This is a genomic window from Mesorhizobium sp. M7A.F.Ca.AU.002.02.1.1 (assembly GCF_003998535.1).
GTDB classification, from domain to species: domain Bacteria; phylum Pseudomonadota; class Alphaproteobacteria; order Rhizobiales; family Rhizobiaceae; genus Mesorhizobium; species Mesorhizobium ciceri.
Genome location: NZ_RZPB01000120.1, coordinates 1 through 11644, shown reverse-complemented (window position 1 = coordinate 11644; position 11644 = coordinate 1). Strand labels below are relative to the sequence as shown.

General features: G+C 62.5%; 11 protein-coding genes and 1 tRNA gene. 3 read left to right on the top strand and 9 right to left on the bottom strand.

Annotation, left to right across the window (positions count from 1 at the left end; genetic code table 11):
• Together EN879_RS10440 and glpK are read left to right on the top strand one after the other, a co-directional pair.
• Positions 1–1467 (top strand): ABC transporter substrate-binding protein (locus EN879_RS10440; protein ID WP_164774371.1); only part of this gene is annotated, 1467 nt, incomplete at its 5' end.
• 200 nt (positions 1468–1667) lie between these two features.
• Entirely contained in the window at positions 1668–3161 is a 1494-nt protein-coding gene (gene glpK / locus EN879_RS10435) for a glycerol kinase GlpK (protein WP_063167947.1), read from the top strand.
• Positions 3162–3256: 95 nt separating this feature from the next.
• On the opposite strand, the gene EN879_RS10430 is transcribed toward glpK, so the two are convergent.
• On the bottom strand, positions 3257–3742 hold the full coding sequence (locus EN879_RS10430; RefSeq protein WP_063167948.1) for a BA14K family protein: 486 nt from the start codon (positions 3740–3742) through the stop codon (positions 3257–3259).
• Between the two features lie 257 nt (positions 3743–3999).
• Between EN879_RS10430 and EN879_RS10425 the strand changes: the two genes are divergently transcribed.
• Positions 4000–4075 (top strand) — tRNA-Lys (locus EN879_RS10425).
• A 247-nt stretch (positions 4076–4322) separates the two neighbouring features.
• Here the strand turns inward: EN879_RS10425 and EN879_RS10420 are convergent.
• The 8 genes from EN879_RS10420 to EN879_RS10385 form a co-directional block, all read right to left on the bottom strand.
• Positions 4323–4793: a nucleoside deaminase gene (locus EN879_RS10420; RefSeq protein WP_063170230.1), complete on the bottom strand. Its 471-nt coding sequence runs from the start codon at positions 4791–4793 to the stop codon at positions 4323–4325.
• 129 nt (positions 4794–4922) lie between these two features.
• On the bottom strand, positions 4923–5984 hold the full coding sequence (gene ugpC / locus EN879_RS10415) for a sn-glycerol-3-phosphate ABC transporter ATP-binding protein UgpC (protein ID WP_013531803.1): 1062 nt from the start codon (positions 5982–5984) through the stop codon (positions 4923–4925).
• Between the two features lie 41 nt (positions 5985–6025).
• On the bottom strand, positions 6026–6847 hold the full coding sequence (locus EN879_RS10410; RefSeq protein ID WP_013531802.1) for a carbohydrate ABC transporter permease: 822 nt from the start codon (positions 6845–6847) through the stop codon (positions 6026–6028).
• Positions 6848–7786 (bottom strand): sugar ABC transporter permease, encoded by a 939-nt coding sequence (locus EN879_RS10405; protein WP_013531801.1) that lies wholly within the window; start codon positions 7784–7786, stop codon positions 6848–6850.
• A complete protein-coding gene (locus EN879_RS10400; RefSeq protein WP_027161536.1) occupies positions 7786–9123 on the bottom strand; it encodes a sugar ABC transporter substrate-binding protein in 1338 nt (445 codons plus the stop codon). Before EN879_RS10400 ends, EN879_RS10405 begins: the two co-directional genes overlap by 1 nt.
• 62 nt (positions 9124–9185) lie before the next feature.
• Positions 9186–9845, bottom strand: coding sequence for a GntR family transcriptional regulator (locus EN879_RS10395; protein WP_063167949.1), 660 nt, complete (start codon positions 9843–9845; stop codon positions 9186–9188).
• Between the two features lie 23 nt (positions 9846–9868).
• Positions 9869–10753, bottom strand: coding sequence for a dihydrodipicolinate synthase family protein (locus EN879_RS10390; RefSeq protein WP_063167950.1), 885 nt, complete (start codon positions 10751–10753; stop codon positions 9869–9871).
• Positions 10754–10899: 146 nt separating this feature from the next.
• Positions 10900–11644 (bottom strand): DNA-processing protein DprA (locus EN879_RS10385; protein ID WP_164774370.1); only part of this gene is annotated, 745 nt, incomplete at its 5' end.

Here is an 11644-nt window from a genome sequence, read left to right as displayed (position 1 = left end):
ACCGCCATCACCGGCATCAAGATCACGCATGACGTCATCCAGGAAGGCGACGTCGTCGAGAAGATCCAGACCCAGATGCAGACGGGCCAGAACCTTTATGACGGCTGGGTCAACGATTCCGACCTGATCGGCACCCACTGGCGCTACCAGCAGGTGCGCAATTTGACCGACTGGATGGCGGGCGAGGGCAAGGATGTCACCAACCCGAACCTCGACCTGAAGGATTTTATCGGCACCTCGTTCACGACCGCTCCGGACAAGAAGCTCTACCAGCTTCCCGACCAGCAGTTCGCGAACCTCTACTGGTTCCGTTACGACTGGTTCAACGACGAGAAGAACAAGGCGGACTTCAAGGCCAAGTACGGCTACGACCTTGGCGTTCCCGTCAACTGGTCTGCCTATGAGGACATCGCCGAGTTCTTCACCGGCCGCGAGATCGACGGCAAGAAGGTCTATGGCCACATGGACTACGGCAAGAAGGACCCGTCGCTCGGCTGGCGGTTCACCGACGCCTGGCTGTCGATGGCCGGCAATGGCGACAAGGGCCTGCCGAACGGTCTGCCGGTCGATGAGTGGGGCATCAAGGTCGACGAGAATTCGCGTCCGGTCGGCTCCTGCACGGCGCGCGGGGGCGACACCAATGGCCCGGCCGCCGTCTACTCGATCCAGAAATACCTCGACTGGCTGAAGGCCTACGCTCCGGCGGAAGCCCAGGGCATGACCTTCTCCGAATCCGGCCCGGTTCCGGCGCAGGGCGCGGTTGCCCAGCAGATCTTCTGGTACACCGCCTTCACCGCTTCGATGGTCGATGCCGGCGCCAAGGCGGTGCTGAACGACGACGGTACGCCGAAGTGGCGCATGGCGCCGTCGCCGCATGGCGTCTACTGGAAGGACGGCATGAAGCTCGGCTATCAGGACGTCGGCTCCTGGACGCTGATGAAGTCGACCCCGACCGACCGCGCCAAGGCCGCCTGGCTCTACGCGCAGTTCGTCACCTCGAAGACAGTCGACGTGAAGAAGAGCCATGTCGGCTTGACCTTCATCCGCGAGAGCACGATCCACGACAAGAGCTTCACCGAGCGGGCTCCGAAGCTCGGTGGCCTGATCGAGTTCTACCGTTCGCCGGCCCGCGTTCAGTGGTCGCCGACCGGCACCAACGTGCCTGACTATCCGAAGCTGGCACAGCTCTGGTGGCAGGCGATCGGCGATGCGTCGTCGGGCGCCAAGACCGCGCAGGAAGCGATGGACTCGCTCTGCGGCGAACAGGAAAAGGTCATGAGCCGCATCGAGAAGTCGGGCGTTCAGGGCGATATCGGCCCGAAGATGGCCGAAGAGCATGACCTCGCCTACTGGAACGCCGACGCGGTCAAGAAGGGCAATCTCGCTCCTCAGTTGAAGATCGAGAACGAGAAGGAAAAGCCGATCACCATCAACTACGACGAACTGGTGAAGAGCTGGCAGAAGTAGCCTTGGTGTCGGCGCTCGCGCCAGCATCATGAGAATAGGGGGAGGCGGCATCTTGCCGTCTCCCCTGTTTGTGCAAAAGACTAAAGCGCGTCGCGTTGAGACGGATTCATGCAACGCGCTTTAGGTCTTTGTTTTTGTGCATGTCGTTCTCCCAAAACCGAGGTCACCTTTGGGCGACATGCATTAAGCGGGGAAGCAGAATGACCGGATACATCCTTGCCATCGACCAGGGCACGACTTCGACCCGGGCGATCCTGTTCGACGGCGATATGAAGGTCGCCGGCAGCGGGCAGAGGGAATTCATCCAGCACTATCCGGCCTCCGGCTGGGTCGAGCACGATCCCGAAGACATCTGGGCGAGCGTGGTGACGACCGTGAAGGCGGCGCTGAAGAAGGCCGGCCGGGCTGCATCCGAAGTGGCCGCGCTCGGCATCACCAATCAGCGCGAGACCATCGTCATCTGGGACAAGGCGACCGGCAAGCCGATCCACAATGCCATTGTCTGGCAGGACCGGCGCACCACGCCGCTGTGCCAGAAACTGAAGAAGCAGGGACTGGAGAAAAAGTTCACCAAAAAAACCGGCCTGCTGCTTGATCCGTATTTTTCCGGTACCAAGATCGCCTGGATGCTGGACAAGGTAAAAGGGGCGCGGCGTCGTGCCGAGAAAGGCGAGTTGCTCGCCGGCACCATCGACAGCTTTCTGATCTGGCGGCTGACCGGCGGCAAGGTCCACGCCACGGATGCCACCAACGCGTCGCGCACGCTGGTCTACAATATCGAGAAAAATGCCTGGGACAACGAACTGCTGTCGATACTGAACATCCCGGCGAAAATGCTACCCGAGGTAAAGGACTGCGCCGATGACTATGGAATCACGGAGAAAAATCTCTTCGGCGCCGAGATAAGAATCCTCGGTGTTGCCGGCGACCAGCATGCGGCGACCATCGGCCAGGCCTGTTTCGAGCCGGGCATGATGAAATCCACCTACGGCACGGGCTGCTTTGCGCTGCTCAACACCGGCAGCGACCTTGTGCGTTCGAAGAACCGGCTCTTGACCACTATTGCCTACAGGCTGAACGGCAAGACCACTTATGCGCTGGAGGGCTCGATCTTCATTGCCGGCGCCGCGGTCCAATGGCTGCGCGACGGCATCAAGGTGATCGGCAAGGCCGAGCAAAGCGGCAAGCTGGCTGCCGAGGCTGATCCAACGCAAAACGTCTACCTGGTGCCGGCCTTCGTCGGGCTCGGCGCGCCGCATTGGGACGCCGAGGCACGCGGCGCCATTTTCGGGCTGACGCGCAATTCCGGGCCGGCGGAATTCGCCCGCGCCGCACTCGAATCCGTCGCCTACCAGACGCGCGACCTGCTCGACGCCATGCGAAAGGACTGGAAGGGAGCTTCGGCCAAGACCGTGCTGCGGGTCGACGGCGGCATGGTTGCGTCGGACTGGACCATGCAGAGGCTGGCCGACATCCTCGACGCGCCGGTCGACCGTCCGACCATCCTGGAGACGACGGCGCTGGGTGCCGCGTGGCTCGCCGGGTCGAAGGCAGGCGTGTGGCCGGATGCCAAGAAATTCGCGAAGAGCTGGGCGCTGGAGCGGAGGTTCCAGCCGGCCATGGATGGCTCTGCGCGCGCAGCCAAACTTGCTGGTTGGCGCGATGCTGTGCGCCGGACGCTGAGCACGCCATAGGCCTCAGTTGGCAGGGGTGACCGAAAAGAAAGGCCCGCGCCACTTCTGGCATGGGCCTTCAATGCAGCACTATCAATTACTCCCACTCACCCACATCAATAAGGCGAGCGGCACTCCCTGCGGGGGCCGTAATTCGGCTGGAACGTGTTGTCCGAAGCACGGTAGCTGCGGTAGTGGTCGTAGCACCATCGCACATGCGCATTGCCTTCATAGACGCGGTTGTTTTCGTTGTTGATGATTGCCCCGGTAATCAGCGCGCCGGTAGCGAAGGCCGCAAGCGGGAACCAATAATCGCCGTGACGACGGTAGCCGGGGCGATATTCACGATAGCCCCGATGGCCGTTCCAATACATGCCGCGATTGCGGGAAAAATTGCGGTCACGCGAAAAACTGCGGTCACGCGAAAAATTGCGATTGTAGCGGTCCTTGCGCCACTCCCGGTACTGGACTGTCTGTACATCCGGCACCGCGACCTGGGACTGCGGCACATAGTTCGGTTGGGCATTAACCGACACCGCCTCCGCCGCAACGAATGTGGCGGAGAGAGCGGTCGCCAGCAGGCTCGTTGTGATTCTGTTCATTGGTCTTCTCCTCGATGGTTTGGCGGACGTCCCTGTGCCCGAAAAACGAGCGGCGCATACAATTGTTCCCCAGACTGGATGCCACCGTCAGGCATAAATGGCAGCGTTCCTTGGCCGTTCTCCCCCCGACAGCGCGTGGGACAAGTGCCGCGACAGGGCGAAGCCGCCCGTGTTTGCGAGACCTCTTTTTCCGGTTGACCGGTCGAGGCACTCTCCCTATGTTCCGCGCAATTTCGAGGGCCGCCTTTCGCCCGCGGGAGCGCGTAGCTCAGCCGGTAGAGCAACTGACTTTTAATCAGTAGGTCATGGGTTCGAATCCCATCGCGCTCACCATTGTTTTAGCATTAAATATCAGCCACTTAGGGCCTTTGAGTCTTTGAGAAAGCAGCGACTGTCCGAGTTTTCACGGCCTGCACGCCCTTCTCAAGGATCTCGCCACGGGCAACGCATGACAAGATCGTCCGACTTCGGATCGTTGATTCTACAAGTCTTTGATTTTGTTGAACGGCGGCGGCGGCTCCCACCGCGATCCGACAGTCACTGCTGCCATTGATCGACCTTACCGGCCGGGACGAAGCCGTCAGCGCTTCCAGAAATCGCGGTGCGGTGCGAGCATCTCGTCGGCGATTTCGGGGAAGGGGCCAAAGACCTCGATCTTTCTCTGGCCGGAGCCGAGGACGGTGCGCGAAGAGAGGCTCATCGTCGGATTCTCCGCGTGATCCCCGGTGAGCGCCAGGAGTTCGGTCTCCTCGACCCCGTAAACCAGCCGCCCGATATTGGCCCAATACATCGTGCCGGCGCACATCGCGCACGGCTCGAAGGTTGAGACCAGCGTGCATTGCCACAGGAACTCCGGCGCGTAGGCAGCCGCGGCGCGGCGGGCGAGCTCCGTCTCGGCATGGCGCACCGTGTCGAGATTGCCCTGCCGCATCAGCACGCGGTCATCCGGCCCGACCAGAACGCAACCAAAGGGATGATGCCCATGTGCCGCCGCCTCGCGCGCGACCGCGTCGGCGGATCGAAGGTGGGCGAGCATCTGATCGCGTGTCATGGCAAAACCCCGGGACGCCGACATCCACCCGATGAGCGGCTCTTTGATCCGAGATTGCTGCCAAGCGATGCGAGTGGCAAGAGCGAACCGTGGCTTGAGACCTTTGCGCCGGGATATCAGACCTTTGCGCTAGAATCGCCGACCGGTCTTGGCGTCGAACAGATGAGCACAGGCGCGGTCGATCTCGATGCGCATCTGCGCGCCTTGCTTCAGCGCAAGCCGCTCCCGGAACAGGCAGGAGATTTCCTCGCCGGCGCAGTCGACCCTGGCGAAGATTTCCGAACCCGTGGCTTCCAGAAGCACGATCGTGCCGGCAATACCCTGGGAAATCGTTGCTCGGATATGTTCGGGACGGATGCCGTAGATGAGTTCACCCACGGGAATTTTTGCCAGGTTGATGCCTTCCGGCAGCGGCAGGGTCAGCCCACTGGCGCTGCGGAAAACGCCTTCCTCGACGCGGCCGGCAATGAAGTTCATGGCCGGCGAGCCAATGAAGCCGGCAACGAACAGATTGGCCGGACGGTCATAGAGGTCGAGCGGCGCACCGATCTGCTCGACAAGGCCGTCATGCAGCACGACGATCTTGTCGGCCATGGTCATGGCCTCGATCTGATCATGCGTGACGTAAATGGTGGTGGTGCCCAGCCGCTGGTGCAACGCCTTGATCTCGCCGCGCATCTGGACGCGCAATTTGGCGTCGAGATTGCTGAGCGGCTCGTCGAACAGGAAGACTTGCGGGTCGCGCACGATGGCGCGGCCCATGGCGACGCGCTGGCGCTGGCCGCCGGAGAGCTGGCGCGGATAGCGGTCGAGCAGCTTGTCGAGGCCCAGGATGCTGGCGGCCCTGCCGACGCGGCTTGCGGTGTCGGCCGGATCGGCTTTCTTGATCTTGAGGGCAAAGCCCATATTGTCGGCCACCGTCATGTGCGGATAGAGCGCGTAGTTCTGGAACACCATGGCGATGTTGCGGTCGCGCGCCCGCAGATTGTTGACGGTGCGATCGCCAATGGCGATCCTGCCGCCCGAGATCGTTTCAAGTCCGGCAATCATGCGCAGCAGCGTCGACTTCCCGCAGCCCGACGGGCCGACCAGGATGACGAACTCGCCGTCAGCGATATCGACGCTGACATCGTGGATAATCCTGGCCGTTCCGAAAGCCTTTTGCACGTTGTTGATTGTGACCGATGCCATTGGGTTTTCCTCGAAAAAGAGTGCGATGCCGTAGCGTGCCTTCAGCCGCCCTTGACGGCGCCCGCGGTCAGTCCGGCGACGATCTGCCTTTGTGCGAACATGGTCAGGACCAGTACCGGCAGTGTCACCACCAGGGCCGCGGCGGCGAGCGGCCCCCAGCTCACTTGCTCGTAGGAGAGCATGTTGTAGACGGCGACCGGCAGCGTGCGCGTTTCACGGCTGGCGAGCACCACGCCGAAGACGAAATTGTTCCATGAGAAGATGACGGACAGGATAAAGGCGACCACTATGCCCGGCTTGGCGATGGGCAAGGCGACCAGCCGGAACACCTGCCAGGAACTGGCGCCGTCGATGTTGGCGGCCTCTTCCAGTTCCATCGGGGTGGTCTCGAAATAGCCGATCATCACCCAGACGACGATCGGCACGGTCACCACCAGATGGATGATGATCTGCGGCCACAGCGTGCCGAGAATGCCGACCCATTGGAACAGCAGGAACAGCGGGATGAGATAGGAAAGCCCCGGCGTCATGCGGGCGATCATGATGACCACCGCCGATCGCTCGGCCTTGAGCCGCGCGATGCCATAGCCGGCCGGCACGCCGATCAGCAGCGCCAAAAGCGTCGCCGTGCCGGTCACCAGAACCGAATTCCAGAGATAGAGCAGGAAATTGTTCTCCTCGAACACTTTTGCATAGTTCGACCAGGCGAGATGTTCGGGGATCAGGATCGGCGGATAGGCGCCGTTGTCGATCTCGAATTTCAGCGACAGCGAGATCATCCAGAGGAAGAACAGGATCGCCGGCGAGACGAAGACCAGGGCCGCGAAGAACAGCCCGATCCGGTTGAGCAGTCGTGAACTCATCTATTTGCCCTCCACGCCGATCCACTGCGAGCGCTGGCGCAACATCAGGAGGATGAAGGACAGGGCGACGATGACGATGAAGAACACCACGGCCATGGCCGAGCCATAGCCGATGTCGTAGTAGGAGAAGGCGGTGTTGTAGAGATAGATGTTGATGGTCTCCGAGGCCGTGCCCGGCCCGCCCTGGGTCATCGCGTAGATGATGTCGAAACTCTTCAGTGCGTCGATGGTGCGGATGATCACCGCGATCATCAGGAACGGCGCGATCATCGGCAAGGTGAGATAGCGGAATTGCTGCCAGGCATTGGCGCCGTCGATTTCGGCGCTTTCGAACGGCTCGCGCGGCACGGACGCCAGGCCGCCGAGCACGATCAGCATCACCAGCGGCGTCCACTGCCAGGTCTCGACCGCAACCAGCGACGGGATGACCGTGTTGGCGTTGAAGATCCATTCCTGCGCCGGAATGCCGACCAGCGACAGAAGATAGTTGAGGACGCCGAGCTGGGGGTGGAACATCATCGTCCAGACCAGCGCCACGGCGACGGGCGTTGCCATCATAGGCATCACGAAGACGCCGCGCAGCAGGCCACGCAGCGGAAACCTGGCGTCGAAGATCAGGGCGGCGATGGTGCCGAGCAACATCGGCGCGGCAACCGAAAGGAAGGTGTAGCTCAACGTATGGAGAAGCGATTCCCAGAAGCGTTGGTCGTACGCCAGCCGCAGATAATTCTCCATCCCGGCAAAGCTTCGCGACTGGCCGAGCGTCCAGCGGTTGACGCTCATCCACAGCGTGAAGGCCCAGGGAAAGACGATCACGGCGCCGACGACGACGAGCGCCGGAACGACGAAAGGCCAGTAGTTGGGAGCCAGCCGGATCGTCTGGCTCCCTTCGATGGCTTGCGTCGTCACCCCGGTGCGTTCTGGGGTGGTGGCGGACATCAGCCTTGCTCGCTCCTGTCGAGGACCGGCTGGAATTGGTCGGTAGCCTTCTTCAACTCCTCGGCGGGATCAGCGCCGGCGATCAAATTGGTCAGCGCCACGCCGTAGATGTCGCGGAACTCTGTGACCGGGATGATGACCGGCAGCGACAGCCGGCTCACATTGCCGGAGCCGACCACCGCATCGAGCCAGCTTGCCGGCATGGTGACGCCTTCGCGCACCTTTGGATCTTCGAGCACCGATTTGCGGAACGGTACGCCGGCGCCTGCCTGCAGCAGGCGCGCGCCCATGACCGGCGACACTGCCCACTGGCAGAACAGATAGGCGGCCTCCTTCTTCTCGCTGGTGGCCGTCACGCCGATACCGTCGCCGAAGGTGCCAGCCGCGTGCGCCTTGGGACCCTTGGGCATGACGCCATAGCCGACCTTGCCGACCACCCGCGATTTTTCCGGATTTTCCATCGGCGGGGCAAAGCCGACGCCATCGAACCACATGCCGATCTTGCCTTGCAGGAAGGCGGACTGCGCTTCGGCCCAGTTGAAGCCAGTGACGCCTGGAGGCGCGGATTTGGTCATCAGCCGCTGGTAGAGCCCGGCGGCCTCGATCGCCTCGGGCGACGTCGTGCGCAGCTTGCCCTGAGCGTCGAGTGGCGTCATGTCGTAGCCGAGCATGAGCGATGTCCACACCGGCGTGTTGGCGTTCTTGATGCCGCGGGCGACGAAACCATAAGTATTGGTCGACGGGTCGGTCAGCGCCTCGGCCGCGGCCACCAGCTGCTCGAAGGTTTCGGGATATTTGAGGCCCTTGGCCTCGAACAACTCCTTGTTCCAGTAAACGATCCAGTAGTCGACCGAGAAGGGCAGCGAGCGCAGCACGCCCTGACCGTCCTTGGCGAACAGCATGCCGGCGTCGGCGAAATCGTTTTCGACCAGACCCGGATCGGTAAGGGTGGGGTCGGCGAGATAGCCTGATATGTCGGCAAGCCAGCCGCCTTTTTCGAACTGCCGCTTCTGCACATGGTAGCTCAGATGCACGACGTCGAAGCTCGGCTTGCCGGAGCTCAATTCGATCACCGTCTTCTGGCGCTGCTGCTGCTCAGGCGTTGCCTCGGCATTGACCTTGATCCCGGTCAACTCCTCGAACTCGGCGAGATATTTTATCAGGGTGTCGCTGCGCGGGCTTTTCACCAGATTGACGTCGAGCGTCGTGCCGGCAAAGCGCTTCCAGTCGACGGCCGCGGCAAAGCCTGGGCGAACACCCACAAGGCCGGCGGCGGCAAGTGCCGCGGTTCCCTGGAGGAGTTGCCTCCTGGTTGGGTTGAACAGATTGGACGACATTTCTTCCTCCCGGTTGCTGTCGTTGTCGAATGCGTCGCGACCGCGACGCGGCTCATGCTTCCTCAGATTTGCAGCGCCAGCCGGCGCGCCTTGTCGATGTGCAGGCTGATCGCCTCGACCGCCTTCTGCGGGTCGCGGCTTTCCATGGCTTCGATGACCGCAAGGTGCTCACGCATGACCGGCACGACGCGCCCGTCGATGCGGAAGCGCTCCTGATGGATCAGCCGGATCTTCACCGAGTTGACCAGATAGGCCTTGGCGATGATCTCGTTGCCCAGCGCATCGATGAAAGTGTCGTGCATCGCCCAGTCGATGCTCTGCGCCCTGGCTTCCATTTCCGGCGTCGGCGCCTGCGAAAGGGCTTGAGCCAGCATCTCCTCGTGTTCACGCCGCAGGCGGGCAAGTTCGTCATCGGAAGCGCTGACGGTGAACAGCGCCACCGCTTCGCGTTCCATGAACAGGCGGAACTGAAAAGCCTCGCGGATCAGGCTGATGTCGATATGGGCGATCTGCATGCCGCGCTGCGGGATCGTCGTCAGAAGCCCTTCGGCCTCGAGACGCGGCACGATTTCGCGAATGGCGCCGAGCGGCAGACCGGTGAAGGCGACCAGTTCGCGCTGCGATACGAACTGGCCCGGCAGCAGATCGCGGGCCAGCAAATGCCGCGTGAAGCTGGCATAGGCTTTTTCCCTAAGCGTGGTCGGCTCGCTGCCGTCTTCCATTTCAGCGCGTATCCCTTTGCCGGTCAGGCTGATTCCCTGGCAAACAGCCCATCATAGGCGTCAGCCAGCTGTTGTCGCCCCTGCGAACCGATCGGCTCCAGCGGCGGACGGACCGCCAGCCAGCGGTCGTCGCCGGTTTTGCGCGCCACCATGACCTTCACCGCCGGCGTTACCGGGTGTTTGAGCAATTCGAGCACGAAACGCTCGACGCGTGTGTCGTCGCGCCCGTCCCCGGCCATGGCCCGGATTTCGCTGGTAACGAAATTGGCCATGCCGGAGATTGCGCCTTGAGCACCAATTCGCACGGCTCGTGCCAGATGCCGCTCGTCACCGATCAAGATCACCAGATCGCCATGGGCGCCGAGCAGCGCCTCGCTGTAGTCCCAATCCCCGCCGGAATCCTTGACCCCCGCAATGACATCCGGAAAAGCCGTACGCAATCGGCCGATCAGGTCAAGCGAGAGCTGCACCATGGTGACCGACGGAATGTTGTAGAGCAGAACGCCACGGGCGAGGGGACCGAGCACGGCAAAGACAGTGGAAAACCAGCCGAAAAGACCATCGTCGCCGACATTCTTGAAGTAGCTCGGCGGCGCCAGCAGAATGTTGCGGGCGCCGCGCTGCAAGGCATGCCGGGCCTGCTCAGCGGCGTCTTCGGCCGCATCGACCAGCACGCCGGCAACAAGCTGATGCGGCAGGATGCCGGCAGCCAGCATGGCTTCGGTCACCGACCGCCGCTCCCCGGTGCCAACCGATGCGCCTTCGCCGGTGGTGCCAAAAAGCGTAACACTGGTGCACCCCTCCGCCAGGCAACGCTTGGCCTGGGCGACCATGAGGGCGGTGGCGATCTGCCCGGAGGCATCGAAAGGCGTGGCGAGGGCGGCCGAAAGGCCAAAACGTGATGTCACCGGGAGTCTCCGAAAAGAAGTTCGAAGGCAGTGATATCTCACTAACATGTCAGTTGTAAATCTGGTTGGTGCGTTTTTTCTGTCCCCGGATGACGTGGGCGAATCTTCTTGCTGGGAAGCGAACAGCGTCACACCGGAGGTGTCGGTCAGACAGAAGAATCCCCAAACACCAGCGAAACATGTCCTCCCGCATGGCGTTCTAGCCGGCCGGCGAGGTCGAGTTCCAGCAGCACCATGAACACTTGGGCCGGGTGCAGGCCAGTGTGGCGGATGATCTCGTCGACCGAGACGGGCGTCGGGCCGAGCGCCTCGATGACTCGGGCGCGATCGCTTTCGCCGGGCGGTGGTGCGGCCAAGAAGTCGGGCGGCTCTTCGAACGGCGGCACGTCGGGCGCCCGCATGCCGGTCAGCGGCGCGATTGCCCTGGAAATATCCGATGCCTCGGTGACCAGGGTGGCGCCATCCTTGAGCAGGCCATTGGCGCCGGCGGCGCGTGGATCGAGCGGTGAGCCCGGTACAGCGAAGACCAGTCGGCCCATTTCGCCGGCAAGCCTGGCGCTGATCAGGGACCCAGAGCGTTGCGCTGCCTCGACCACCACCAGCCCAAGGACCGCACCCGCGACAAGGCGGTTGCGGCGCGGAAAATCCTGAGCGCGCGGCTGCCAGCCGAACGGCATCTCCGAAATGATGGCGCCACGCTCGGCAATCTCTTCGCACAGGCCTGCATTTTCAGGCGGATAAGGCTGGTCGAGGCCGCCGGCCAGCACGCTGATCGTGCCGGTCGCAAGACTGCCCTGATGCGCCGCTGTGTCGATGCCGCGCGCCAGGCCGGAGACGATTGCGTAGCCGTCGCGGCCGAGGTCGGCTGCCAGCATGCGCGCCATCTTGATG